Source organism: Leuconostoc mesenteroides subsp. mesenteroides (assembly GCA_009676745.1).
Lineage (GTDB): Bacteria > Bacillota > Bacilli > Lactobacillales > Lactobacillaceae > Leuconostoc > Leuconostoc koreense.
The window spans coordinates 1,098,613-1,125,014 of the sequence record CP046062.1; the positions used below are offsets into that span (position 1 = coordinate 1,098,613).

The 26,402-nt window shown below is 37.3% G+C and carries 24 protein-coding genes and 1 riboswitch; of the genes, 20 read left to right on the forward strand and 4 right to left on the reverse strand.

Going from position 1 to position 26,402, the window contains the following annotated elements; all coding sequences use genetic code 11:
* Positions 1–18: 18 nt before the first annotated feature.
* On the reverse strand, positions 19–675 hold the full coding sequence (locus tag GJV51_05565; protein ID QGM25465.1) for a cell wall anchor protein: 657 nt from the start codon (positions 673–675) through the stop codon (positions 19–21).
* A 289-nt stretch (positions 676–964) separates the two neighbouring features.
* Between GJV51_05565 and GJV51_05570 the strand changes: the two genes are divergently transcribed.
* The 6 genes from GJV51_05570 (at position 965) to GJV51_05595 (ending at position 7,435) form a co-directional block, all read left to right on the forward strand.
* The gene (locus tag GJV51_05570) at positions 965–2,794 is read left to right on the forward strand and encodes an RNase J family beta-CASP ribonuclease (GenBank protein ID QGM25466.1); all 1,830 of its coding nucleotides are present in this window, start codon (positions 965–967) and stop codon (positions 2,792–2,794) included.
* A 106-nt stretch (positions 2,795–2,900) separates the two neighbouring features.
* Positions 2,901–3,824 carry a type I restriction endonuclease subunit R gene (locus GJV51_05575; GenBank protein QGM25467.1) on the forward strand — a complete coding sequence of 308 codons (924 nt, stop codon included), beginning with the start codon at positions 2,901–2,903 and terminating at the stop codon, positions 3,822–3,824.
* 163 nt (positions 3,825–3,987) lie between these two features.
* Positions 3,988–5,175 (forward strand): elongation factor Tu, encoded by a 1,188-nt coding sequence (tuf, locus tag GJV51_05580; GenBank protein ID QGM25468.1) that lies wholly within the window; start codon positions 3,988–3,990, stop codon positions 5,173–5,175.
* 312 nt (positions 5,176–5,487) lie between these two features.
* Positions 5,488–6,222, forward strand: coding sequence for an ATP-binding cassette domain-containing protein (locus GJV51_05585; protein QGM25469.1), 735 nt, complete (start codon positions 5,488–5,490; stop codon positions 6,220–6,222).
* A 9-nt stretch (positions 6,223–6,231) separates the two neighbouring features.
* A complete protein-coding gene (gene rpiA, locus GJV51_05590; protein QGM25470.1) occupies positions 6,232–6,915 on the forward strand; it encodes a ribose-5-phosphate isomerase RpiA in 684 nt (227 codons plus the stop codon).
* A gap of 79 nt (positions 6,916–6,994) precedes the next feature.
* Positions 6,995–7,435, forward strand: coding sequence for a universal stress protein (locus GJV51_05595; GenBank protein ID QGM25471.1), 441 nt, complete (start codon positions 6,995–6,997; stop codon positions 7,433–7,435).
* A gap of 25 nt (positions 7,436–7,460) precedes the next feature.
* Here the strand turns inward: GJV51_05595 and GJV51_05600 are convergent, their stop codons facing one another.
* The 3 genes from GJV51_05600 to GJV51_05610 are packed head-to-tail and all read right to left on the reverse strand — an operon-like array spanning position 7,461 to position 9,380.
* Positions 7,461–8,219, reverse strand: a complete 759-nt coding sequence (locus tag GJV51_05600; GenBank protein QGM25472.1) for a peptidylprolyl isomerase — start codon at positions 8,217–8,219, stop codon at positions 7,461–7,463.
* A gap of 2 nt (positions 8,220–8,221) precedes the next feature.
* Positions 8,222–8,743 carry an SAM-dependent methyltransferase gene (locus tag GJV51_05605; protein ID QGM25473.1) on the reverse strand — a complete coding sequence of 174 codons (522 nt, stop codon included), beginning with the start codon at positions 8,741–8,743 and terminating at the stop codon, positions 8,222–8,224.
* Positions 8,727–9,380 (reverse strand): phosphatase PAP2 family protein, encoded by a 654-nt coding sequence (locus GJV51_05610; protein ID QGM25474.1) that lies wholly within the window; start codon positions 9,378–9,380, stop codon positions 8,727–8,729. Before GJV51_05610 ends, GJV51_05605 begins: the two co-directional genes overlap by 17 nt.
* 340 nt (positions 9,381–9,720) lie before the next feature.
* On the opposite strand from GJV51_05610, the gene GJV51_05615 reads away from it, so the two are divergent.
* The 14 genes from GJV51_05615 to GJV51_05680 all read left to right on the forward strand — a co-directional run bounded on the left by GJV51_05615 (position 9,721) and on the right by GJV51_05680 (position 26,402).
* Positions 9,721–12,147 (forward strand): leucine--tRNA ligase, encoded by a 2,427-nt coding sequence (locus GJV51_05615; GenBank protein QGM25475.1) that lies wholly within the window; start codon positions 9,721–9,723, stop codon positions 12,145–12,147.
* Positions 12,148–12,241: 94 nt separating this feature from the next.
* Positions 12,242–14,188, forward strand: a complete 1,947-nt coding sequence (locus tag GJV51_05620; GenBank protein QGM25476.1) for an oligosaccharide flippase family protein — start codon at positions 12,242–12,244, stop codon at positions 14,186–14,188.
* Between the two features lie 131 nt (positions 14,189–14,319).
* A complete protein-coding gene (locus GJV51_05625) occupies positions 14,320–15,168 on the forward strand; it encodes a hydrolase (protein ID QGM25477.1) in 849 nt (282 codons plus the stop codon).
* 1 nt (position 15,169) lies between these two features.
* Positions 15,170–16,084: a hypothetical protein gene (locus GJV51_05630; GenBank protein QGM25478.1), complete on the forward strand. Its 915-nt coding sequence runs from the start codon at positions 15,170–15,172 to the stop codon at positions 16,082–16,084.
* Between the two features lie 36 nt (positions 16,085–16,120).
* Entirely contained in the window at positions 16,121–16,669 is a 549-nt protein-coding gene (locus GJV51_05635) for a LemA family protein (GenBank protein QGM25479.1), read from the forward strand.
* Positions 16,669–17,559 carry a zinc metalloprotease HtpX gene (gene htpX, locus GJV51_05640; GenBank protein ID QGM25480.1) on the forward strand — a complete coding sequence of 297 codons (891 nt, stop codon included), beginning with the start codon at positions 16,669–16,671 and terminating at the stop codon, positions 17,557–17,559. The genes GJV51_05635 and htpX overlap by 1 nt, the downstream gene beginning before the upstream one ends.
* A 110-nt stretch (positions 17,560–17,669) precedes the next feature.
* Positions 17,670–18,647, forward strand: coding sequence for a DUF2179 domain-containing protein (locus tag GJV51_05645; protein QGM25481.1), 978 nt, complete (start codon positions 17,670–17,672; stop codon positions 18,645–18,647).
* 27 nt (positions 18,648–18,674) lie between these two features.
* Positions 18,675–18,860, forward strand: coding sequence for a 4-oxalocrotonate tautomerase (locus GJV51_05650; protein ID QGM25482.1), 186 nt, complete (start codon positions 18,675–18,677; stop codon positions 18,858–18,860).
* Between the two features lie 197 nt (positions 18,861–19,057).
* The gene (locus GJV51_05655; GenBank protein QGM25483.1) at positions 19,058–20,440 is read left to right on the forward strand and encodes a DUF1175 family protein; all 1,383 of its coding nucleotides are present in this window, start codon (positions 19,058–19,060) and stop codon (positions 20,438–20,440) included.
* Between the two features lie 533 nt (positions 20,441–20,973).
* Positions 20,974–21,204: a CsbD family protein gene (locus tag GJV51_05660; protein QGM25484.1), complete on the forward strand. Its 231-nt coding sequence runs from the start codon at positions 20,974–20,976 to the stop codon at positions 21,202–21,204.
* 179 nt (positions 21,205–21,383) lie between these two features.
* Positions 21,384–21,480: riboswitch (purine riboswitch) on the forward strand.
* Positions 21,481–21,690: 210 nt separating this feature from the next.
* Complete coding sequence (locus GJV51_05665) at positions 21,691–22,833, forward strand: guanosine monophosphate reductase (GenBank protein ID QGM25485.1); 1,143 nt, start codon at positions 21,691–21,693, stop codon at positions 22,831–22,833.
* Positions 22,834–22,875: 42 nt separating this feature from the next.
* Positions 22,876–23,862 carry an IMP dehydrogenase gene (locus tag GJV51_05670; protein ID QGM25486.1) on the forward strand — a complete coding sequence of 329 codons (987 nt, stop codon included), beginning with the start codon at positions 22,876–22,878 and terminating at the stop codon, positions 23,860–23,862.
* A 3-nt stretch (positions 23,863–23,865) separates the two neighbouring features.
* Positions 23,866–25,410, forward strand: coding sequence for a glutamine-hydrolyzing GMP synthase (gene guaA / locus GJV51_05675; protein QGM25487.1), 1,545 nt, complete (start codon positions 23,866–23,868; stop codon positions 25,408–25,410).
* Positions 25,411–25,712: 302 nt separating this feature from the next.
* A complete protein-coding gene (locus tag GJV51_05680) occupies positions 25,713–26,402 on the forward strand; it encodes a hypothetical protein (GenBank protein QGM25488.1) in 690 nt (229 codons plus the stop codon).

A 26,402-nucleotide genomic window follows, 5' to 3' on the forward strand; every position in this document is an offset into this window, starting at 1 on the left:
TCAGTTAAGATGTCTTTTTTATTGTAATCCTGATTGTGTTTTATTGCTTGCAATAAGTTGCACGTTATTACTGTCACCGCTAGGTGTAAAGACGACAGAAACTTTCGCACCGCTTTGACTTTGCCAAGTAGCATAAGCATATTTTTGATCTGCGGTTAAGTAGGTAGGATTGCCATATGTAGCACGGATCTGATCATAAGTAGCTGAACCAAGGGCAACATCATTATATGTTGCTAAAGACCAGTTGCCAAATGTAGTTGTACTTGATGAAGTAGCACTTGATGAAGAAGAACTATCGTTAACACTAGATGTATCGCTGTTATCTTGTACTGGTGTCTGCGTAGCATCTTGGGTAGCGCTACTTAATACTTGGGAAACTTCACTACTAGCGACAGATGGCGCTGCAGCTACGCTTGTGGAAGAACTTATAATTGAAGTGGCTTCTTCTGCTGAAGTACTGTTTGATATTTTTGAAGATGTACTTGATTTTTTTGATTTCTTTTGACTTGAAGAAGTTGATGAGCTACGAGAAACTTTGCTTGAAGAAGTCTCTTTTTTATTGTCGGATTGGTGACCAACAATGACAAATCCTATCACCACTGCTGCAATAATGATAATAATTGCTATGATGGTATTGCGAATTTTGTGTGATGGCTTGAATGGATGACGTTGCATGAGTTATTTTGTTCCTTTCGTCTATAAACATGCTTTTTATTAATTTTGTATCTGTCATTCTCAACAGATACTATTTTATTATTGACACGCTGTTTCAATAATACCAGAAAAGAGTTGAAAAGTATGCTAAAATAGAAACATTACGTATCGAGACAAGCAACAAGGAAGACCTCAGTGTTCTAGACCGGCAGGTTCCTGTTATTCATAAAATATACGAATAAAAAGAGTGTGTAGACTATGGTGATAACTAAAACATCTAGTTGATCACATGTTTATAAAGGAAAGATTAATGACAGATTTAAGTATTATTCCATTTGGCGGAGTCCGTGAAAATGGGAAAAACATGTATGCCGTCACAGTTAATGACGATATTTTTATATTGGATGCAGGATTAAAGTATCCAGAAACAGACCAGCTGGGTGTGGATGTAGTTGTACCCGATTTTGACTATTTGATTAAAAACACTGAAAAAATTGCCGGTGTTTTCTTGTCACACGGACACGCTGATGCAATTGGTGCTTTGCCATATTTTTTACAGCAAGTCAATGTACCAATTTTTGGATCTGAGTTGACAATTGAGTTAGTTAAGCTAGCGATAAAAGATCAGCCTGCATTAAAAGATTATAATGATTACCACATTATTAATGAAAAGAGTGAAATTGACTTTGGTAATGTTAAAGTGTCTTTCTTTAATACCACACACTCGATTCCTGAATCATTAGGTATTGTAATTGGTACGGAATATGGTCAAATCGTGTACACTGGCGATTTTAAGTTTGATCAAACAGCAGAAAGTTACTACCGTACTGATATTCCTCGTTTAGTAGAAGTTGGTCAAGGGAAAGTATTAGCTTTGTTGGCTGATGCTGCTGGTACAGAGGGTGGAGCTGATTCGGTTAACGAATCCAAAATTGGCGATTATATATTAGAAACGTTCCGTGATAACAAAAAAAAGCGTATTATTGTAGCAGCTGTCGCTTCGAACATCCAAAGAATTCAACAGATTATCGATGCCACTGCTGCAACAAAACGTAAGCTAATTTTATCAGGGAATGATATTGAAAATGTTGTACGAACAGCTATCAAACTAAAAAAATTACAGTTACCTTTGCCTGAAAGTCAATTATTTGTCAGTTTAAAGAATATGAAGAGTGTAGTTGCTCATGAAACGGTTATTTTAGAAACAGGTCGCATGGGTGAACCCATTAAGCATTTGAATCGTATGGCAAATGGCGAAGACGCTCATATTAAAATTGGCTCAGATGATCTCGTGTTCATTACGACAACACCTTCTACAGCCATGGAAAGTGTCGTCGCAAAAACACGCGATATGCTATTCAAGCAAGGTGCTGATGTGAAGCAAATTAGTACCGATATGCGCTCTAGTGGTCATGCATCACGAAATGATTTACAAATGATGCTTAATATCATGCAACCAGCGTACTTCATGCCCATTCAAGGAGAATATCGTGTGATGTCAGCAGCTAAAGATGCTGCTGAGGAGGTTAACGTACCTGAAAATCATATTTTGATGGCAATGAAGGGTGATCAGTTTAAGCTAATTGACGGCGAATTTGAGTTGAAAGATTCGTTTACCATTGGTGAAACGTTGATTGATGGTTCTGGTATTGGCGATATTGGTAACGTGGTCTTGCGTGATCGTCGCATATTGTCTGAAGATGGCGTCTTTGTTTCTGTTGTGACAATTGATCGTAAAAAACGTCAGGTTGTCTCAAAACCAAAGCTAACATCACGTGGATTTGTGTATGTTAAAGCAAATCGTGATTTGATGAAAGAAGCTTCTGATTTAACTGTTCAACAGATTGAAGATTATTTAACTAATAATAAAAATTTTGATTGGAACGAGCTAAAAGCTGGTGTTCGTGATGTATTGTCACGCTTCTTATTTGAACAAACAAGACGTCGACCTATGGTTATGCCTGTGGTTATGGAAGTTAACCAAAATCGCCGACCAAACAGCCACAAAACAGCAGCGACACAGTCTGGTACTCAGGCTAATAAACGCACCGCACAGAAAAAATCTGCAACACCTAATAGCAATAAAAAAAAGGTTCGCCGTCCAGCAAAAAAGAATGTGCAAAGTAAGGCTACCGAATAATAAAATGTCCCAACTCAATTGAGTTGGGATTTTGAGTATTTGAAAGGAGGGCATGTGTTTTAATGATATGCTGCATAATTTGGGTATTGTTTGAACACAAAAAAATATGGATGAAAATATAACACCAGAAAATCAAGAATTGATTGATCGAGCCAATATCGAGACAAAACAAAAAAATTGGCATGATGCTGCTGAAACATTAGCTACACTATATGAAAAGATGCAAACATTTGAAGTCAACTATCGCTTAGTGACCGCCTTGTTTATGGATGAACAATATCAGCTTGCATCAACTTATGCAGATGATTTTCTATTAGAATATTTAGATGATGAATCTAATTTTCGAATGGTTGTAGCGCTTGCCGTTCAAAATCAAAATTTTGTCTATGCGCAACAATTAGCTGTTCTTTGGGATGATTTAGATGTCGTTGATGAAGTTTTGAAAGAAATCAGACAAGCTGAAGAACGAGCACAAGAAAATATGAGAGCAACACTCGATACGATTGCGCGCCAATTTTATCATATGAGCGATTATGATTTGTTAGCACAACGTGATCGTTACGAATCTGCGCGACACTTACCAGTAGCGCAGTTTGTTGTAGGTGCTAAATTTATCCTTGTTGATCCCTACGCATTACCGATTATTCGTGCAACATTACTGGAAGATCTGCAAAAATTACAGATTGATGAAACAGTGAAGTACCGCTGGCTTGATGATGAAATTTATACGGTACAGCTGAGCGATATAATGCCATTAACTAGTTCAGCTGTATTTGAAGCTGCAGCAGCAACACTGGAAAACAGGTTAGGGCAAAAGGACCCCATCGCTCTAGAAATGTTGGCGCATCAAATACGTATTGAGCTAACATTACTATACCCACGTGTTGATATTGCAATAACGGATATTGAAAAATGGGTTGATAGCAGTATCGCACATTATTATGGTCGCTCTAAACCAAATGAGCCAGAAAATCAACAACAATGGCATGAAAAAATAAATACACTGACTGAAAGCTTTTTCGAAAATTAAGTTCAAAATGGTTTACATTTTCTTAATAAATCGGTATAATAATTTCTGGCTTCAAAAGCCGGAAAAATGCAAGTTATTTGTTGTCTTTTGACGGCTTGCGTTGTAAAATATATTTATAAACATTTTTCATAGTATTGAAAAATGAATTTTGGAGGAAACTACATTGGCTAAGGAAACTTACGTTCGCACTAAGCCCCACGTTAACATTGGTACTATTGGACACGTCGATCACGGAAAGACGACTTTGACTGCCGCTATCTCAAAGGTATTGGCTGAAAAGCAGGGTGTTGATGCTACTGATTTTGCTGAAATCGATAACGCGCCTGAAGAAAAAGAACGTGGTATCACAATTAACACTTCTCACATCGAATATGAAACAGAGAAGCGTCACTATGCCCACATCGATGCCCCAGGTCACGCGGATTATGTTAAAAACATGATCACTGGTGCTGCCCAAATGGATGGTGCTATCTTGGTTGTTGCTGCAACTGATGGTCCTATGCCACAAACACGTGAACACATCTTGTTGGCACGTCAAGTTGGTGTTGACTACTTGGTTGTCTTCTTGAACAAGACTGATTTGGTTGATGATGAAGAATTAGTTGAATTGGTTGAAATGGAAGTTCGTGAATTGTTGTCAGAATATGACTTCCCAGGCGACGATATTCCTGTACTTAAGGGATCAGCTTTGAAGGCTTTGGAAGGTGATGCTGAACAAGTTAAGGTTATCGAAGAATTGATGGATACTGTTGATTCATACATTCCAGAACCAGCACGTGAAACAGACAAGCCATTCTTGATGCCTGTTGAAGATGTCTTCACAATCACTGGTCGTGGTACAGTTGCTTCTGGTCGTGTTGACCGTGGTGTATTGACTACTGGAACTGAAGTTGAAATCGTTGGATTGAAAGACGAAGTTCAAAAGACTACTGTTACAGGTATCGAAATGTTCCGTAAGACTTTGGAAGAAGCTCAAGCGGGTGATAACATCGGTGCATTGTTGCGTGGTGTTGATCGTAGCAACATTGAACGTGGTCAAGTTTTGGCAAAGCCAGGTTCAATTAACACACACAAGAAGTTTAAGGCTGAAGTTTATGTCTTGACTAAGGAAGAAGGTGGTCGTCATACACCATTCTTCACTAACTACCGTCCACAATTCTACTTCCACACAACTGACGTTACAGGTGTTGTTGAATTGCCAGCCGGTGTTGAAATGGTTATGCCTGGTGACCAAGTGACATTCGAAATCGAATTGATCTCACCAGTTGCCATCGAACAAGGTTTGAAGTTTACTGTTCGTGAAGGTGGCCACACTGTTGGTGCCGGAACAGTTACTGATATCGAAGACTAATAGAATTATTAGTATTCAAAAAACACGCGTAAGCGTGTTTTTTATTTCTTATTTTTTTCTTCGTCATGACCCAATGCTGCTTTTCGAGTTTCGTCATTACTTTCACTAGTCGGTAATGAAATGAAATCTTCGAATAAATTTGATACCTTTTCTTCACGATTTACAATTTTAGCCATTATTATTCTCCATATAATTTATCAAAGTAATTTTTTATGCAATATTATACAATGTATTCAGTTTAATACGAATAACAGATGCATATAAATTATAACACTGTATAATAGTAATTAACATTGGAAATGGAGATTAATAATGACTGAGTTATTGAATATAAAAAATTTGAAAAAACAATTTGGTGAAAAAATAATTTTTGATAATGTAAATGTTACTGTGCAAAAAGGCGAGGTTATCTCTGTTATTGGGCCTTCTGGTGCAGGTAAATCTACCTTTTTACGTGCCATTAATATGTTAGATTCACCAACCAGTGGTAAGGTAAATTTTGAAAATCAGGATTTAACAAATTTGTCTGAAAAAGAGTTAGATCAATTGCGTGAAAAAATGGGTATGGTGTTTCAAAGCTTTAACTTGTTTCCAAATTTATCTGTAATTGAGAACATTAAATTGGCACCGGTAAAAGTTAAGAATATTAGTGATAAGGAAGCCACCAAAACTGCTGAAAAGTTACTTGCTCAAGTTGGTTTAGCTGATAAAGGAAATGTTTATCCTGACAGCCTATCAGGAGGACAGAAACAACGTGTAGCGATTGCTCGTGCTTTAGCAATGTCACCTGACGTATTACTCTTTGATGAGCCGACAAGTGCCTTAGATCCAGAAATGGTAGGTGAGGTATTAAGTGTGATGAAGCAGTTGGCAGAAGATGGCATGACTATGATTGTTGTAACGCATGAGATGGGATTTGCCCGTGAAGTAGCGGATACTGTGTGGTTTATGGCTGACGGTGGCATACAAGAGATTGCTACACCACAATCATTCTTTGATAAGCCAAAGACAAAGCGTGCACAAGAATTCTTAGAAAAAGTGTTGTAAAATAACAAGATGAACAAGCAAAAGAAACACGCCGGTGAGTTTGCTGCCACACTGATAGAAGATGGAATGGTTGTCGGTCTTGGAACAGGATCTACGATAGCTTACTTTCTAGATGCCTTAGCTAAACGTATTCAAGATGAAAAATTGACTATTATTGGTATAACCACTTCGACAAAGACAGCTAGACGTGCGCAAAAACTTGGTATTCCGATTCGTGATATTGACTTGGTACCAATGATAGATTTAACGATTGATGGTGCGGATGAAGTCGACCAGCATTTAAATGGCATCAAAGGTGGTGGAGCAGCTTTCTTAATGGAAAAGATTGTGGCGAAATACTCTAGACGTGTGATTTGGATTATTGATGAACATAAACTGCATAGTAAATTGGGCAAATTCCCTTTACCAGTAGAAGTAGTAGCATTTGGTAGCGGTAAATTAGTAGCTGAACTAAAAGAACGTCATTTACACCCCAAATTACGTCTAGACAAGTATCAGAAGCCACTAGTGACGGACTTAGGGCACTATATCGTTGATCTGAATTTAGAACAAATTGATCAACCGTTTGAACTAGGGCAGTATTTAGATGGACAGATTGGTATCGTTGAGCATGGATTATTTCTAAATGTAGCGGACCAAGTGATTATTGGACAAGATGAGGGTTATCGAATCATGAATAACTTACAGAAATAAATGTAATTTTTAAAAGCGCTTACATTATTTTTTTAATAGCGGTATAATGTAGTTATTAAGAAATAAGAGGGATAGGCGTATGGCATATAATAACATTTTGGTTGCAATTGATGGCTCAGAAGTTTCAAACACATTGATAAAAAAAGTTGTTGAGTTTGCTCCTGATTCACACATTGATATTTTGACAGTAGTGGATACCACAGGTGGTGGTTATTTTGGCTCGATTGCGATGAATGAAGATGTAGTTTATCAAATGGAGCAAGCTGCTGAAAAAGCTATTAATGAATCTTTTGATTACGCTAAGTCACTAGGACATAGTAATGTCGATATTCACGTCCGCTTTGGGTCACCAAAGCGTGTAATCGCGCGTGATTTTCCGAAAGATCATCATAATGATTTAATTGTTATTGGTGAAACTGGGCTGAGTCGTTTACAAAGAGCAATGGCAGGTACGGTACCGTCCTTCGTAACACAGGTTTCTAAAGTAGATGTTTTGATTATGCGAACATTTGAAAAATGAATTAAAAAAAGACAAGTAGCACACGCTACCTGTCTTTTTTTAATTCTTTTATCATTTCAATATTTGTAATTTTGACTGGATTAGTTGGCTTTGATTTTTCATCACTCGAAGTTGCTATGACTGGGGAACTAGCTATTTTATCTACTACAGCCATGCCATCAATGACTTGTCCAAATACAGTATAATTGCCATCTAAACTAGGATAACCGCCTTTTTTATAAGCATTAACAATTTTGGTTGGATAAACATTAGGGTTGACGTCACTTGAAACATCTTCTGGGTTTTGGACAATAAAGAACTGACTGGTATTAGTGTCTGTGCCTGCATTTGCCATTGCAACGGCACCGCGAATATTGTACAGTGAAGAACTAATCTCATTTTTAAATCCGTTGCCATCATCTATGTGCTTGTCTTTATCTTTCCAAATTGATTGTCCACCGCTACCTGTGCCTGTTGGGTCGCCACCCTGAATCATAAAATTATTAATAACACGATGAAATGATGTGTTGTTATAGTAACCATCTTTGGCATGAGTAATGAAATTTTCTACAGCCAATGGCGTATACCTATTGAAGAGTTTTATTGTGATGTCACCATAGGTTGTTCTCATCACAAGCTTACTCTCGTTTTTAGCAATTTTAGTTGTTAGTTGAGGAAGGGGAATTTTGTTAAGTTTAGGTTCTTGTTGAGTACTAGCTGGTTTTTGCTGTGTCATCACTAGAACGCCGACAATGCTAATGATTAATATAATCCCCATAACAATATGTGGTAAAAATTTTTTCATTATTAAACCCTCTCAATAACATCTGTTTGGACGAGCCTTGTAATATAGCTGGCTTGTGAATAGTCGGCCGCAAGTAAATTATTTTTATATTCATACCACTCTTCAGGTACTTGATCAAATTTGACAATTAGTAACCCCCCATGGGTAAGGCGTGGTAAGACACTTGTTATTTGTTGTAGATAATCAGCTGGTCGATCGTCAGTATTTTTAGCATCATCAGAATAATCGAAAATAGCGACACTAATTTGGTTTTGTGAACCAAGTTCGTGGATAAATTGGTCGTCTAATATTTTTCCTAGTAAGGTTACACGATCCGATAAACCACTCATGAATAGTGAAGCAGCGGCAGCATTAGCATTGTCCTTTGTAGTCGCATAGCTAAGTACTTTTCCAGCATTCCCAACTCTTGTAGCTAAAAATCTGGTGTTGATACCGTTTGCTGTTGTAGCATCGAGAACTATATCGTTGATTTTGACGGTTTGTTCAATTAATTGATGTGTGAAATTATTACTTGTGAGAATCATGAAGAACTCCTGTAGCAGATTTAAGATCAAAAATAAAATACTTCGAAATAAGAAGTAGTACGTAACCAAGTGATAAACCAGCAAGAACATCACTCGGATAATGCACGTTAATGTATACTCTGCTGATTGGAATAATGATAATTAAACTGGTTAGAACAATTATACTGAGGGTTTTGAATAAACTAGGTTTTAGGTGGTAATTAATCAAAATAATTAATGAACCATATAATAAGATTGCGACCATGGAATGACCAGATGGAAAGCTGTAGCCATTTTCTGGAATAAGTTGTGGCTGTGGCCTGACACGAGTAATCACTTGTTTGAGCACCTGTGTAATAAGTCCAGCTGAGAATATGATATTAACGGATAAAAATAAAATATCACGATAATAATGTTTATAGGCTAGAAAAATACCAACAACTACTGATACTACAATGATTGTAGACATATTACCAAACAGTGTAATATGCGTGTAAAACAGTGTAGTAAGGTCACCACGTTGTTGGATTAACTGCTGGAAAAATATATCAAATTGACGAAACCAATTAGGATTTTTCAGAACGCCAAACATCATTATACCAAAGAGTATAGCCGCCAACATTGTGCTTAATTTTTGTTTCTTTTGTTGAATAGTCATGAATTTAATTATACCTGATTATAGTAACTTGTGTTATAATAATAGCAATATTGTTCAACACTATTACGTATGGCGGGGTATCAGAGAGTAAGTGGTGCTGGAAACTTACCAAACAAAGTTCGGAACTCAGTTGATTAAATTGCTAGTGAAATGAAGTAGCTGGCAACGTTTTGTCGCGTTAAGATAAATGAGACGTAGCAATACGTGAACATGGGTGGTACCGCGAAATATTAGTTTCGCCCCGTGTCATGCCTTTTTGGTGTGATATGGGGCTTTTTTGTTTCAGTAGAACGATCACCCATTAGTAAATAGAATAGATAAATGATAAAAGGAAAAATTTATGGCATACGATCACAAATCCATTGAAGCCAAGTGGCAAAAATATTGGGATGAACATGAGACGTTCAGAGCACCTGATTCATCAGAAAAAGACAAGTATTACGTTATGGACATGTTTCCGTATCCTTCCGGACAAGGACTACATGTTGGGCACCCTGAGGGTTATACAGCAACTGATATTATGAGTCGCTATAAGCGTGCTAAAGGGTTCAATGTTTTGCATCCAATGGGATGGGACGCATTTGGATTACCTGCGGAGCAATATGCAATTAAAACAGGTAATAATCCAGCCAGCTTTACCAACAAAAATGTTCAAGTGTTTAAAAATCAAATTAAGTCACTTGGGTTTTCAATTGATTGGTCACGTGAAATCAACACAACTGACCCTGAATACTATAAATGGTCACAATGGATTTTTGAAAAATTATACGAAAAAGGCTTAGCCTATGAAGATGAAATGATGGTTAACTGGGCGCCTGATTTTCCAGGTGGTGGTATTGTTGTCGCCAATGAAGAAGTCATTGATGGAAAAACAGAGCGTGGTGGTTATCCAGTGTATCGCAAGCCAATGAAGCAATGGGTTTTGCGCATTACAGCTTATGCTGATCGTTTACTTGAAGATTTGGAAGATTTAGATTGGCCAGAAGCTATTAAGGAACAACAACGTCACTGGATTGGAAAGTCAATTGGTGCTTCTGTATTTTTCAATGTTGTAGATTCAGATCAACAAATTGAAGTTTATACTACACGACCAGATACATTATTTGGTGCTCAGTATATGGTTCTATCACCAGAGCATGAGCTAGTAGATGCAATCACTACATCAGAGCAAAGAGAAGCCATTACCAACTATAAAAAAGAAGTAGAAACTAAATCTGATTTGGAACGAACAGATTTGAACAAAGATAAGAGCGGAGCCTTTACAGGTGCTTATGCTACTAATCCAATTAATGGTGAGAAGTTACCTATTTGGATTGCTGACTATGTTTTGTCTTCTTACGGTACTGGTGCTATCATGGCTGTTCCAGCTCATGATGATCGTGATTGGGAATTTGCTAAAAAGTTTAATTTGCCAATTAAAGCTGTTATTGAAGGTGGAGATGTTGAAGCAGCTGCATACACCGATGATGGCACACACATTAACTCTGGCTTCTTAGATGGATTAAATAAACAAGAAGCTATCGATGAATCTATTAGCTGGTTGGAAGAACATAATGCGGGTCATCAACAAATTAACTATCGCTTGCGTGATTGGATCTTTTCACGTCAACGTTATTGGGGTGAACCTATTCCAGTTATTCATTGGGAAGATGGTACACAAACGCTTGTTCCTGAATCAGAATTGCCATTGCGTCTACCAGAAATGACACAAGAACAATTAAAACCTTCTGGAACGGGAGAATCACCATTAGCTAATGCTACTGATTGGCTAAATGTTACTCGTAAAGATGGTGTTAAGGGGCGTCGTGAGACCAATACCATGCCGCAGTGGGCTGGTTCATCATGGTATTTCTTACGTTACGTTGATCCGCATAATTCAGAGGCGTTGGCTGATCCTGAAAAATTAAAGTACTGGATGAATGTTGATTTGTATGTTGGCGGTGCAGAACATGCTGTTTTGCATTTATTGTATGCACGTTTTTGGCATAAGTTCTTATATGATTTAGGTGTTGTACCAACTAAAGAGCCGTTCCAAAAGTTAGTTAACCAAGGCATGATCTTAGGCGAAAACCATGAAAAAATGTCTAAATCTAAAGGGAACGTTGTCAATCCTGATGAAATTGTTAACAATTACGGCGCAGATACATTACGTGTATATGAGATGTTCATGGGGCCATTGACACAGAGCAAGCCTTGGTCTGAAGATGGTGTTGCGGGATCGCGTCGTTGGCTAGATCGTGTGTGGCGGTTGCTAGTTGATGAAGAAGATAAGTTACGTGATCATGTAACAACGGTCAACACAGGAAACTTAGATAAAATCTATCACCAAACAGTTAAAAAGGTTTCGGAAGATTTGGAGAATATGCGATTTAACACGGCTATTTCTCAATTAATGGTTTTTGTTAATGAAGCTTATAAATCAGAATCTTTACCTGTTCAGTACATGGATGGTTTCGTTCAAATGTTAGCACCAATTGCACCACACTTAGCGGAAGAGCTATGGTCAAAACTCGGGCATAAAGAGGACATTAGTTATGTTTCATGGCCAACTTATGATGAAAGTCAGCTTGTTGAAGACAGTGTAGAAATTATTTTCCAAGTAAATGGTAAAGTACGAGGTAAAGCCACTGTTGCTCGTAACATTGATAAAGATGCTATGTTCGACTATGCGAAAGCTGATGAAAATGTCCAAAACTTTATTTCTGGTAAGGAAATTCGCAAAATAATTGCTATTCCTGGTAAGTTTGTTAATATTGTGGTAGGTTAAGATATCAAGTTAACAGGCTTATACTTTATTGCTAGTAGAAAAAAGCAATCATCCCGCTTTGGCGGGGTACATAATTAAAAATGAGGTCTCAAACATGACGAATGATCAACGTCCAGAAAAAGTCAACGGTAATAATAGTCGCGTTGATAAAACAGATGTTGACGGTAAAACGTTAACGGCTGATGAAATTTTATCATTGGCAGGACGGCACCTACAAGAAAAACGTAATCTGGGACCGGAAGCGAGATGGAAATCGCGTAGCCATGTGAATATGTCGCAGCCAACAGAACAAGAAATTTTGATGATCAAAGAGAAAAATGTTCGTGCGCGACAAAAAATTATCAAAAAGAAACCTAGTTTGCAAGTTCCAGAACAATTGTCTACTTCTGATAGCCATCTTGAAAAACAACCAACGATACAAGAAAGCAATCAAGCAACACTAATTAAAGGTTCGGCGTGGTTGTCTGTTGGCAACATGGTTTCTCGCGTATTGGGTGTTGTATACTTAATTCCGTGGATGGCCATGCTTGGTAACTACGGGACAAGAGCAAATGGTTTATTTAATCAAGGGTATACCATCTATGCAATTTTTTTGGCGATAGCTACATTTGGTATTCCTGCAGCCATTTCAAAAGTAGTTGCAGAATTGGCTGCTAAAAACGATGTTTATCGGTCAAGACAATTAACAAGGCAATCAATGGCCTTGGGTATTTTACTAGGCATAGTATTTGGTTTGATTTTGTACTTTGCTGCTCCTGTCTTATCCAATAATAATGCTGATGTTATTCCAGTACTGCATTCTTTAGCACCGGCGGTAGCCATTTTTCCTCTAATGTCAATGATTCGTGGCTTATTTCAAGGACATCAATTAATGAGCATATCGGCCATGTCGCAGGTTATAGAACAAATTGCTCGGGTTGTTTACATGCTAGTAATGGCAGTTATTGTGTTAAAAGCTAACCCAGATAATTGGACTGGTGTAGTTGTGCAATCAACTTTTGCAGCCTTTATTGGTGCCATTTTTAGTATGTTGGTACTGATGTGGGGATGGGTAAAGTATCGTCATATATTATCCCGACCAGTACAGGATACGGCAAAACACGAAAAATCTGGAACATTAAGCCTAGTGCTAAATATTCTGAAAGAATCATGGCCATTCATTATTATCGGTTCTGCTATAACACTGTTTCAAGCTGTTGATCAGTACACATTCTTTAGCATAATGAACCACTTTTTTGCCATCTCTAAATCAGATTTATTGGAAAAGTTTTCACTCTTTAGTGCGAATCCCAATAAGCTTATAATGATTATCGTACCTTTTTCAACTAGTATAGCGGCGACGGCATTACCAATGTTATCTGGTAGTAAAGCTGCGTTAACTTATGAAACGATTCAAGATCAATTAAAGCAGGTGTTGAAGTTATTTTCTTTGATTATGTTGCCCAGTGCTTTGGGCATGTATGCAATTGCGGAACCCTTATATAAAATGTTCTATCCAATTGAAGCCTCAAATCAAGAAGGTATTTACATGTTGCAATACTCAACAATCTTAGCATTGGTGTTCAGTTTGTTTATGTTACTTGCTTTCGTATTACAAGCTCTTTCAGAAGTTAAAATTGTTATGAAAGCATTCTTTGTTGGTATTATCATTAAAATTACTTTGCAAATTCCATTGATACGCTATTTTGAAGGTATGGGTGCTTTGATGACGAGTGTGATTGGTATGTGTATTTCAATTCTCTATATGCTAGACTTTTTGCAAAAGGTTTATGGTGTATCATTTAGTATGATTGGCAAAGAACTATGGCAAATGTTTATGGCTTCAGCCTTAATGTCTATTGTTGCCTATATTATTGTCTTTATTATGGGTAACTTTATTTTCCCAGTGGATACAAAGTTCTCGGTTACTGTGACAACAGTTAGTGCAGTCTTGATTGGTGGCACTTTGTTAATCATAATGTATTTGCGGATGGGATTGGGAGATGAGTTATTAGGTCGACGAATGCGTTATATTCCTAAAATATTACAACCAGAGCGATGATTCTTCATCGCTTTTTTTGATATATAATATCTATCAAGACAATAAAAAATTCTTAAGATAGTACTTTTTAGAGATTATATAGGGTATGCTAAAATTAGGTTTTAAATTAAGCTTTTAGCGGAGGCAAAACAATGACAGATTCTCAAACTGTGTTGCAGCCAGAATTAATCAATCGGCTCGATAGTAAAATTATGTACCTCGGACAATTACAGTCTGCTGTAATGAACCAACAGGTGCCTCAAGTATATGAATTACTTGACTCTAAAAAATTCAACGAGCAAATTCGCCAACGTCCTCATGCAGATTCTAATGCTCTACTTGCCCAAATGGTTACTGATATTCATGATAATCTGGCAAGTTTTCTAGCTCCTGAATTATTGGAATATTTAAAACAACAGTTTAGTTTTTTTGATTTTGTGGCAACTAATGATGAGCCATCAATTTATCAAGTATATATTGGTACTTGGTGGGACCACCGCCAATTTGCACTCTTAGACGTATTGTCGCTCACGTTAACAATTAATAAAAAAATAGTCAGTGAATGGCAAGAAACGATTAAACTACCAACTGGAGCAAATATAAACGATGTTCAAATTCGTGAAATAAAACAAATTATGAACGGCCTACAAACTTTTTTGGATGATGAAACTAAACGGAATTTAGAAGTGCAAGTTTTAAATGATCAATTAGCCCAACTTAAGGAAAATAAGTCTGGGCTGCTAGGTCGTATTGATAAAAAAACGCGGGAAGAATTAGCAAATAAACGCGATTTGTTATTAGCTTCGCAGCAAAGAGTTCCGGAAGTAAAGGCTAAGTTGGCAGAACATGAATCTGAAATGCTTCAATTGGAAAAAGATGATGCCTTACGTCACTTAGAAATCGAAGAAATATTGTCACATTTTGAGAGCATTGACACTTTTATTCAAAAAATAAATCATCTTTATGTTGACTACTTGAAAACACTATTGCAGAAGAAATAATATGAATTTTGATACTTATAGCTATTCACAACAATTAAAGAAAGACTTAGAAGTATTCCAGCGGTGGCAGGTGCTAATTGAAGCACTTTCTGAAGCTGGACAGACTGCTGAAATATTAGATATTACCAAAAAAATATTAGCATTCGACGTTCATAAGTCAAAAATTATGCGTGTAGCGAGTGAACATTGGCATCCTAATACACATTGGGTTACTGTGGCTTTCTCAAATTTAGCTAAAATGACCTCGTTATCACATACGCAAATCATCTTACCAAAGATGCAAAAAGTGGCTGAACTCCATTTTGAAGAATTTCCAAATGCGGCTTTCCAATTTACCAAGGCACCTCTGGCTGCAGGTGGTTATTATCTAGAAGAAATATCTCAAAATTTACGTGTTGTATACTGGGATATCTTAAATAAACGTTTTTACTTAGATACCGTTCATTTCATGAAATTAGTGCAAACAGAGGCTATTCAAATTGCTGGCGTTGATGCATTAACTATTTTTCAAAAGCGTTTGACGGCGATTAGCTATCTTCTAAAAGATAATGAGTACACTACTGATATTGTCGGACTTGATATGACAGATACTCAAAATTTGATGATGCAGCAAAAGGACTTGTCAGCTGAAATACTTGATAATTTATTTGTTGAAGCGGCAAAACAAAACTTTGTATTAACGTTATTACAAAATGGGAAAAATGGAGCGGCATTACAAATTGGAGCTGTATCATTAGAAATTATTCAGCACCGTGATCAACAAGGGCACGCGGTTTGGCAATATGATATCATTGATAATGATAAATGTGTTACAATTTATACACTGTTTCAACAATTACCTTTTTTTGCTAAATGGTATGAAAAATGGTTTAATAAAGTTGGTCTGAAGGATAAACGTGCAGTTTTTGTAGATTAGAGCCAAAACTGACATTAATTAGAAAGAGGAAACAATATGACAATATTGATTATAGTTGCAATCGTTGTAATTATCGCTGTTGCTTGGGTTAGCATTTATAACTCGCTTGTAAAAACACGCATGCAAACAAAAGAATCTTGGAGCCAGATTGACGTTCAATTAAAGCGTCGTAATGATTTGATTCCAAATTTAGTGGAAACCGTCAAAGGGTACGCTAAGCATGAAAGTGGTACGTTGGAAGAAGTAACAAAACTTCGTCAAGAGGTGGAACATGCCGCAACACCGGCTGATAAAATGGTTGCCTCAAACCAATTGACCGGTGTTTTATCTGGATTTTTTGCCCGTGCTGAAGCTTATCCTGATTTGAAAGCTAATACGAACTTTACAAAGTTGCAAGAAGAACTAACAAACACTGAAAATAAGATTGCTTATTCACGTCAGTTGTTTAATTCAACAACAGCACTTTACAATATGAAATTACAACAATTCCCAAGTAATATTGTTGCGGGAATTCATCATTTTGAACCAAGTGAATTTTTGCAAGTCCCAGAAACTGAGAAAGAAGTCCCTACGGTTAAGTTCTAATGTTGTACCAACAGATACAATCAAATAAACGGCGTACCATTGTATTATTATTTGTATTTTTTATTTTGGTAGCCTTAGTCGGAGCAGCAGTGGGTTATCTTTTACTTAATTCCCTAGAAACTGGCGTAGTTGCTGCTATAGTTATTGGTGCTATTTACACCATTATTATGGTTAGTAACTCAACTAATGTAGTTATGGCGATGAATCATGGTCATGAAATCAAAAATGCCGACCAAGCTCCGGAACTGTGGCACACAGTCGAGGACATGGCAATGGTTGCTCAAGTACCGATGCCACGGGTATTTATTATTGATGACGATAGTCCTAATGCTTTTGCGACCGGAAATAATCCTGAGCATTCGGCAGTTGCTGCCACTACGGGCTTACTAAAGATTATGAACCGAAGCGAGTTAGAGAGTGTTATCGCTCACGAAATGAGTCATGTTCGTAACTACGACATTCGAATTTCAACTATTGCATTAGCTTTGTCCGCTGCTATCACGTTATTGACTAATATTGGTGGTAATTGGTGGTTTTGGGGCAGTGGTGATAGGCGAAGGGATGACGATCGTAATGGTGGCGGGTTACAAATACTGTTATTAATATTTTCGATTTTAATGATGGTTTTAGCCCCGTTGGCTGCAGCAGCAATTCAAATGGCAATTTCACGTAACCGTGAATATCTTGCTGACGCTGGTAGTGCGGAATTAACGAGAAATCCACAAGGATTAATTTCAGCCTTAAAAAAACTAGGTAACGCGCAACCAATGAAAGATGTGGATTCTTCATCAGCAGCGTTGTATATTAGTAATCCTTTGAAGAACAAAGAGCGTTTATTTGACACGCATCCACCAATTGAAGAACGTATTAATCGTTTAGAAAAAATGTAAAACGTGTAAAGCTTAATCTAATTGAGCCAAACAAAAAGTCACGCACATATACGTGATTTTTTTGTTATGATAAAGAATGATATAATTTGAATTTTGTGGAGTGTTGGGCGATGAAAAATATTAAAATTAACTGGCGAAAATCACTACTTACGATACTTATCTTTTTTGCTAGTTCAGCTGTACAAGTAGTTGGATTAAACGCTTTTTTAATTCCTAATAATGTTTTCTCAGGTGGATTTAACGGTATCGCACAGTTACTATCGTTGTTCTCTCAAAGTTTTTTCCACGTTAGTATGCCTACCGGAATCTTTATTATGATTTTCAATATTCCAGTGGGAATTGTTGGTTGGAAAATGATTGGTGGTAAATTTACAATATTGAGCTTTGCCAACTCACTATTCGTATCCACTGTTCAAATTATTGCCCCAACACAAGCCTTAACCACGAATCCGCTTTTAGCAGCCTTATTTGGTGGTTTATTAATTGGTGCCGCGATAGGATTGGCCATGAGATATGGTTTTTCAACAGGAGGCATGGATATTGTCGCAATGGTTGTTCAAAAGCGAACCGGTAAATCAATTGGTGCGTTGATGAACGTGATTAATTTTGTCGTTGTGATTATTGCTGGGTCATTTATAGGATGGCAAAATGCTTTGTTCACAATTATTGGTATTTATGCAACTGGTCGTGTTGTTGATACGCTATATACTAGTTATCAAAAGTTGACGGCAATGATTGTGACCTCAAAAGGTGATGAAGTTGTTGCAGAGTTACACAAAGATCTCATCCGAGGAATTACCATTTTGCCATCGAAAGGGGCATATACCAAACGCGATTCGACAACATTAATGATGGTTCTTTCTCGTTATGAACTGTTTGAAATGCAAGAGGTCGTTCATCGTATTGATCCAAAAGCGTTTATTAATTTAATGAATACAGTTAGTGTTTCAGGGGAGTTTCTTGATGCTGACCGTCAGCTACAAATGAAGCGAGCAGTCGCTGTTCCAAAAATTGAAACGGTTGAGGCGCAAATTGAAGCTGAACAACGGTTAGAAGAGCAACTTGAAAAATTAGACGATAAAAAGTAAAATATAGGAAATAGAAGGAGAATACTTATGCCAATAGTACAAGTCGAATTGCTTGAAGGTCGTTCACACGAACAACTTGCCAAAATGGTGAAAGACATTACTGATGTTATTGTTGAAGATGCAGGTGCCTCACGAGAAGCCGTTCATGTTATTTTACGTGAAATGCCAAAAGACCATTATGCGGTCGGTGGTGTCTTAAAAAGTGATCAATAATTTTATTTCTATAAAAAACAGGGTATTTTGTTCACCCTGTTTTTTTTTAGAAATAAAAGTTTCAAATTATTAACAATAGTGCATTCCTTATGCTTTTTTAACAAATCCATGATAGAATTAAAATGTTAATAAAAATTTAAACATTGAGAGCAGAAAAAACACTGATTATGGTGTTTAGAGTGGAAAGGTAGGGAAGTATGGAACGACTGGATAAAAAAGTAGTAGCTTCAGGACTAAGTTTATTAGGCCTGGTAGGCGTTGGCTCGGGTATCGCCCATGCTGATGATGTTAAAAGCACTGTCAACAAGGCCGTTAATTCTGTTGCTGAAGCTGCTGGATTAATTGATAACAAAACGGTTAACCTCACTCAAAAGAGTTTAACAATACCAAAAGATAAGGTAGCTCATATTGAGACACCAGCTGAGAAGCAAGTTTCCCAAAAAGCCACCACGCAATTAACATCATATAAAGTAAAGTCTGGAGATTCCCTTTGGTCGATTGCACATGATCATAATTTGCATGTAGATGATCTCGTGAGTGAAAATAATAATTCTGATTTAATATCAGTAGGGCAAACATTAAACTTGCCAACTCATATTGGCGCTGATACACAAAATAAGGCGGCTGACCAAACTACAACAGATATTACTAAAAGCACTGAAGCGCAGGTCAATTTGTTACAACCTGGAACTAATGCACCTGTTTCAGATGTATCAGTTGCTGACAACTCAGTTTCTTCAACATCATCAACAGTAGCAAACACCGCAGATTCTAGTGTGTCAAGTGAAAAATCAGTACAATCAAGTTCAGAAAGTTCAGTGACAGAGAGTTCGGTAGTCTTAGGCGAATCAAATGAAGAACCAAGTTCAGTGACAGAAGACGTCTCTTCAACAGCTCCTAGTACAGAAGATGTAACATCAGAAACACCACACACGCCAGTCAATACTAGCTTGCAAAATAGTGATACAACAACCGCAAGTGCTGCTAGTGATGTTACGCCCTATACAAATCCTGTGGTTTCAACAGCAACAGATACTTCAGCCGACAGCAATAATGCTTATGACACGGCTGCTGTTTCCAGTGCCAATTCGAGTGTTGGTCAACAGTATAATCAATTATCCTCAACTGCGAACAGCAATAGTAATTTAGTCAATCTTTCTACAGGATCTGCCAGTCAAATAGTAAGTTCTAGTACAAGTCACTATACATCTGAAAATTCTGCTGCAATTATTGCGTTAGCACAGCAACTGGTAGCACAAAATATTCCTTATATTTGGGGTGGAGGAACGCCTTCAACTGGATTTGATTGTTCTGGATTAGTGAGTTATGTTTTCAAAAAAGCAGCTGGCATCTCATTACCGCATTCGTCTGTTGAACAAGAAATGTATACTCAAAAAAAGTCGGTTTCTCAAGCTCAACCAGGTGACCTATTATTTTGGGGGACACCTGGCGCCTCATATCATGTGGCTATTTATATTGGTAACAATCAATATATTGCCGCACCAAAGCCTGGATTAAATGTACGCGTTGAAACGATTTCACCAAATTTCTTGCCATCTTTCGCTGGTTCAATTAAGTGATTCGATCCATCAGATCAAGATAATGATTGTAATAAAAGTACTAATCCACCAAAAGGAATAAGTGCTTTTATTTTATTTTTTAAATAAATAGTAATCATTACATTTATGTGATATAATTAATTCATGAGTTACTTAAAGTAAGCTCATTTTATTATTGTAATCACTGACAGTTACTACACGTTCCTTCCATGATTAGATAATTGTAACTTACAACTTCATTTATCTGTTTGTCAGCATTGCATTATTTAGGCACCTTACTAGGTGCCTTTTATTTTGAACAATCCTCGTTTTATTGACTACGGTTTTGGCTTGTAACCAGCGTTTGGAGCACTTATAATGAATAATATAGTTTGGTTAATCTTAAATGAGATAACTTGAACTTTTGTAAAAGCCACTCACCCCCGTGTGGCTTTTTGTTTTGCAATTTTTGAGGCAGATAGACTGATCATTAGAATCAAAATAATTTACAAAGATTATGTACTACGATATGATTAATCCGTAACATTGAATAAACCTCAAGGAGAGCATGTACAATGACAGTTGAAGAAAAGTTTGATAATACCAAGGACAAGATTGCTGGAAAAGCAAAAGAAATTGAGGGTAGAGTTACTGGTGACAAACAACGGGAGTTGCAAGGTAAGACCCAAAACATTTTCGGTAAGGCAAAAGACGCGTTTGTTGATATTAAAGATGCGGCAGAAGAAGCCGTTAAAGATACGATTGATGATTACAAGCAAGATAGCAAAAAAAATATTGATAAATAAATATACGAGACAGAGCGACTGGTTGCAAGTAAAAAATCAGTTGTTTTTTTATAAATTATTGAGTGTTTAGTTAGTTGGAAATTACATATTTATAGGAAAATTTTAAGTCGAGTTAGGTAGTTTTTTTCTACTTAATAAACAGTTGCATTTTCTCATAAAAGCGGGTAATATGATAACAACAACTAAAGAAGTTATTTGCAGATATATCGTTGGAAAACGGCCAACAGTTTCTACCACGCCCCAAAAGTCGTGACTATCCGCAAATGTTTTTGACGATTCAAAAGCATTTGTGGATCTCTGTGTCCCAGATGCTTTTTTTGTGTTTCAAGATGATGGCGGATCCGTTAACAATTGTGTTAGCAAAAAGGCCTGATTAAATTATATAAACTACCGCTGAATTTTGTGTTAAAAATTGTCATACCTATTGGGGACAGGTGTGATGACCATACGATAAGGGTAGAATGCATGTTTATTTTGGAGGATCTTATGCAGAAGTTTAGTTCAAAAAATAAGTTTGTCCCAATGGGATTAACATTTGAAGACGTCAAGTTAGTTGATGACTTGCAGTCAAATGTGACACCTGAATCTGTCTCGGTGGACACAACCTTAACGCCTACTTTGAAGCTTAATATTCCATTGCTCTCCGCTGCGATGGATACTGTGACAGAATCACGCTTTGCCATAGCTTTAGCTAAATTAGGAGGCCTTGGTGTCATCCATAAAAATATGACAATTAGTGCACAGGCCGATGAAGTTCGTAAGGTTAAAATAGCGACGTTCGACCAAACAGACTTTGCTAATGCAGCTGTTGATGCTGAAGGACACCTGCTTGTCGCTGGTGCTGTTGGTGTAACCAATGATACGGTAGATCGTGTCCGGGCTATGGTTGAAGCAGGAGTTGATGCAATTGTGCTAGATTCCGCACATGGACATTCTGAGGGTGTTCTCCGTAAGGTGTCTGAGGTGAGGTCGACTTTCCCTAATCTGAATATTATTGCCGGAAATATTGCAACTCAAGAAGGTGCTGCTGCATTATACGATGCGGGCGCTGATGTTGTTAAAATTGGCATTGGCCCTGGATCAATTTGTACCACACGTGTGGTTGCCGGTATTGGTGTACCACAAGTTTCTGCTATTCGTGCAGCCGCCCTTGAAGCAGCTGCGCGTGGCAAGAAGATTATTGCCGATGGCGGTGTTAAAACATCATTGGATATTGTTAAAGCAATATCAGCCGGTGGAAATGCGGTAATGCTTGGATCGATGTTTTCTGGAACAGAAGAAACACCGGGCGAGGTATTTGAGGACAACGGTCAAAAGTATAAAACATATCGAGGTATGGGTTCAATTGCTGCGATGGAAAACGGTTCAAAGGATCGTTACTTCCAAGGGGAAGTGAACGAAGCTAAAAAGATGGTACCGGAAGGTATTGAAGCCCGTGTTACATATAAAGGCGATTTGACAACCGTTTTGAATGCTATGTTAGCAGATATACATAATAAAATGGCACAATTAGGAGAAGCAACGATCGATGATTTAGTTAATCATGAGCATATCGAACGTGATAGCGAAGTGTTTGATTTCGAAGCAGCGACAGACAAGCAAAAGCCTGTTATTGCTGCCCAATTCTAATTATCCTTGTAAATAATAGTTCAATTATCTTTGGAGAAAATCATGTCTGAAAATACAGAGTTCATAGGTCTTGGCTACGATCAAGTTTTGTTAGTACCAGGAGCCTCAAATGTTTTACCATATAGTGTTACCTTACGTACACAACTGTCAGAAAATTTTAAATTAAATATACCGCTTATTTCAGAGGCCTTTGGTCCGGAAACAGATACACGTGTTGCACCCACAGCTTTGAATGGTGGGTTAGGTGTTGTTGCTGAGCAAGAAGATTTGTCAAAACAAGTGGCTAGTTTACAACAAATTAAGGAAACACTCGTTGACACCGAAAAATATCCTAATGCTTTGGTTGATTCACAGAATCGTTTACGTGTAGCAGCTGAAGTATGGTTAGTAGAAGGTGCAGAAGCTCGTGTTGCTGCATTGGTTACTGCAGGAGCAGATGCTATATTCTTTTATTTGCATGAAGCACTGGCTAAAAATACACGTGATCTTATCAAGCAAATACGACAAGCATATCCAGAGTTGTTCATCGCTGTTGGTGTTGTTGAAAATCAAAGCATTGCTGCTGCATTATATGAAGCAGGAGCGGATACAATACTTGCAGGACGTTCAGTTGAATCATCATTACCAAACGACATTACCTACCCATTCTTAACAGTCACAATGAACATTGCAGATGTGGCAGCTGCTTATGACAATAAATCAGTCATTGCTGTTGGTGGTATTCATTATTCGGGTGACGTTGTTAAAGCGATTGCGGCTGGTGCAGATGCAACAATGGTATCAGATCTATTAAAAGGATCAGTATTGGAATCTGACGGTTCGTTTAAAGAAGGAGACATGTCAATTGATGATGCAATCTTTCAAACTGATGGTGGATTACGCGCCGGAATGGGTTATACGGGTTCACAAACAATTGAAAGCCTAAAATTGAATGCTAAGATTGTTCAAATAACAGATAATGGTTTGCGTGAATCACATCCGCATGATGTTGAAATTACTAAACAAGCGCCTAACTACGCGAAAGGATAAGCAATGGTTGACAAACTTGATAAAGTCTTAGTTTTAGACTATGGAAGCCAATATAATCAATTAATCACACGACGTATACGTGAAATGGGTGTGTTCTCAGAACTTAAATCACGTAATATGACTGCCGAAGAAATCAAGTCTTATAATCCTAAGGCTATCATCTTGTCTGGTGGTCCTAAGTCGGTTTATGAGGAAAATGCTTTTACCATTGATAGTGAGATATTCAATTTAGATATTCCAGTGTTGGGTGTATGCTATGGTATGCAACTAATGGCGCAAGAGTTGGGCGGCAAAGTTGAAGCTAATCCAGGTAACGGTGAATTTGGACAAACCGTCTTACAACAAACTGAGGCTGCTGGACGATTATTAGCTGATACACCAGCATCACAAACGGTTTTGATGAGCCATTCAGATAATGTCATTGAATTACCTGAAGGGTTTAAAGTAATTGGCGGCTCAGATAAAACACCAATCGCTGCTATTGCTAACGAAGAGCGTCGCTTGTATGGCGTTCAGTTCCACGCAGAAACGACCTTGTCAGAAAATGGTAAGCAAATTTTAACCAATTTTGTTAAAAATATTGCTGAAGCAGAATCTAACTGGGACATGAGTGGATTTATTGATGAACAAATTCAAAAAATTCGCGAAACTGTAGGTGACAAAAAGGTACTGCTTGGACTATCGGGCGGTGTTGATTCATCCGTTGTCGGTGTTTTGTTGCACCGCGCGATAGGTGACCAATTGACATCTATATTTGTGGATCATGGTTTGCTCCGTAAAAACGAAGCAGACCAAGTAATGACAATGTTAGGTGGTAAGTTTGGATTAAACATCATCAAAGTTGATGCCCAAGAACGTTTTTTGGATAAATTGGCTGGTGTTTCGGAGCCTGAACAAAAGCGAAAGATTATTGGAAATGAGTTTATCCAAGTTTTCAATGACGAGGCTAAAAAATTAGACGGTATTGAATTCTTAGCACAAGGCACGCTATATACTGATGTGATTGAATCTGGTACCGATACGGCGCAAACAATTAAGTCACATCATAACGTTGGTGGTTTACCAGAAGATATGCAATTCCAGCTAATTGAGCCACTTAACACATTGTTTAAGGATGAGGTTCGTGAACTAGGCGAAAAGTTGAATATGCCACATGAAATGGTCTGGCGCCAACCATTCCCTGGTCCAGGATTAGGTATTCGTATCCTAGGAGATATCACTGAAGATAAGTTAGAAATCGTACGTGATTCTGATTGGATTTTGCGTGATGAAATTGCTAAAGCTGGTCTAGAAGGAGACATATGGCAATACTTTACAGTATTGACTGGTGTCCGTTCAGTTGGTGTCATGGGTGATTATCGTACTTACGATTATACGATAGCAATCCGTGCCATTACTTCTGTCGATGGTATGACAGCTGATTTTGCACGTATACCTTGGGAATTATTGCAAAAAATATCGGCTCGTATTGTCAATGAAGTTGGTCATATTAACCGCGTCGTGTATGATATTACGGCTAAGCCACCGGCGACTGTTGAGTGGGAATAGCAGATAACCTTAAGTTGAAGCCATAACATTGATTTAACAACATTTTGGTTGTAGTAAAACGGGTCGATTTGTGTGATATTTAGTGGGCACCCCACCAAATTCACCACCAAATAAAGACGTTGTTACGAAAGTAACAACGTTTTTTTGTTATCAAAGATAGAATTAAAATTTGGATAATATATATTGATTGTCTTTTTTTATAAAAAAAGCAGATAAGGTTGACTAAATTTGACAAAAATCGGTTTATGTAGTATAATTAATGTATAATTTCAATGAAAAATATAAACAGATAGGACAGTTTAATGAGTGAATATAAACATTGTAAAACAGACTTTGATGATATTAGTAAATTAACATCGGCCGCTTTAACAGATAGTCATAGTGATAGAGAAGCTTTGCATCAACAAATGGAAACAGGAACTTTTAATTGTGAAAAGCAAATGATGTGGGATTTTTTGTATCAGGATGTTTTTGAGGCTGGAAAAAAATTGAATTTTGAGTCTTTTCATATAACGCGCGGTCCACTGTGGACACTGACAGCTGTTTTGAACACTACTACAGGTGAACTGTTTTTGTTTATGAAAAAGCAGAATGTGTTGGTGAGTTTACAGAAGCCAACACACTATTTATCACAATTAACCTCCATTTTTAATAAGGATTTTGATACTCTTGAAAATAGTTCTGTCCTGTTAAACGTAATTCAAGATGATTATGAAGATTTAAAAAATTCAGTAGCTGAAATTTTGGGCGAACGATATGAAAGAGTATCGAGTGTTTTTGTAATTGAATTAGATTTGAAAGATAAAATTGGGCAGCTGGTAACAATAAATTCACAGCAAGAAATTGTAGATGAAGAACTGATAACTATAATTGAAAATACTGAAGAGGCTGCTTCAATTGATAATTCTCAGCTAAAGCCAAATAATAATCAGTTTTCTCAAGGTATTGGTTTAAAACTAAAAAAGGTTGCTATAGAAAAGGAAACAAAATAA

Coding starts and splice junctions, on each gene's coding strand:
- GJV51_05565 (QGM25465.1), bottom strand. CDS start 675: ATGCAACGTCATCCATTCAAGCCATCACACAAAATTCGCAATACCATC.
- GJV51_05570 (QGM25466.1), top strand. CDS start 965: ATGACAGATTTAAGTATTATTCCATTTGGCGGAGTCCGTGAAAATGGG.
- GJV51_05575 (QGM25467.1), top strand. CDS start 2,901: ATGGATGAAAATATAACACCAGAAAATCAAGAATTGATTGATCGAGCC.
- GJV51_05585 (QGM25469.1), top strand. CDS start 5,488: ATGACTGAGTTATTGAATATAAAAAATTTGAAAAAACAATTTGGTGAA.
- rpiA (QGM25470.1), top strand. CDS start 6,232: ATGAACAAGCAAAAGAAACACGCCGGTGAGTTTGCTGCCACACTGATA.
- GJV51_05595 (QGM25471.1), top strand. CDS start 6,995: ATGGCATATAATAACATTTTGGTTGCAATTGATGGCTCAGAAGTTTCA.
- GJV51_05600 (QGM25472.1), bottom strand. CDS start 8,219: ATGAAAAAATTTTTACCACATATTGTTATGGGGATTATATTAATCATT.
- GJV51_05605 (QGM25473.1), bottom strand. CDS start 8,743: ATGATTCTCACAAGTAATAATTTCACACATCAATTAATTGAACAAACC.
- GJV51_05610 (QGM25474.1), bottom strand. CDS start 9,380: ATGACTATTCAACAAAAGAAACAAAAATTAAGCACAATGTTGGCGGCT.
- GJV51_05615 (QGM25475.1), top strand. CDS start 9,721: ATGGCATACGATCACAAATCCATTGAAGCCAAGTGGCAAAAATATTGG.
- GJV51_05620 (QGM25476.1), top strand. CDS start 12,242: ATGACGAATGATCAACGTCCAGAAAAAGTCAACGGTAATAATAGTCGC.
- GJV51_05625 (QGM25477.1), top strand. CDS start 14,320: ATGACAGATTCTCAAACTGTGTTGCAGCCAGAATTAATCAATCGGCTC.
- GJV51_05630 (QGM25478.1), top strand. CDS start 15,170: ATGAATTTTGATACTTATAGCTATTCACAACAATTAAAGAAAGACTTA.
- GJV51_05635 (QGM25479.1), top strand. CDS start 16,121: ATGACAATATTGATTATAGTTGCAATCGTTGTAATTATCGCTGTTGCT.
- htpX (QGM25480.1), top strand. CDS start 16,669: ATGTTGTACCAACAGATACAATCAAATAAACGGCGTACCATTGTATTA.
- GJV51_05645 (QGM25481.1), top strand. CDS start 17,670: ATGAAAAATATTAAAATTAACTGGCGAAAATCACTACTTACGATACTT.
- GJV51_05650 (QGM25482.1), top strand. CDS start 18,675: ATGCCAATAGTACAAGTCGAATTGCTTGAAGGTCGTTCACACGAACAA.
- GJV51_05655 (QGM25483.1), top strand. CDS start 19,058: ATGGAACGACTGGATAAAAAAGTAGTAGCTTCAGGACTAAGTTTATTA.
- GJV51_05660 (QGM25484.1), top strand. CDS start 20,974: ATGACAGTTGAAGAAAAGTTTGATAATACCAAGGACAAGATTGCTGGA.
- GJV51_05665 (QGM25485.1), top strand. CDS start 21,691: ATGCAGAAGTTTAGTTCAAAAAATAAGTTTGTCCCAATGGGATTAACA.
- GJV51_05670 (QGM25486.1), top strand. CDS start 22,876: ATGTCTGAAAATACAGAGTTCATAGGTCTTGGCTACGATCAAGTTTTG.
- guaA (QGM25487.1), top strand. CDS start 23,866: ATGGTTGACAAACTTGATAAAGTCTTAGTTTTAGACTATGGAAGCCAA.
- GJV51_05680 (QGM25488.1), top strand. CDS start 25,713: ATGAGTGAATATAAACATTGTAAAACAGACTTTGATGATATTAGTAAA.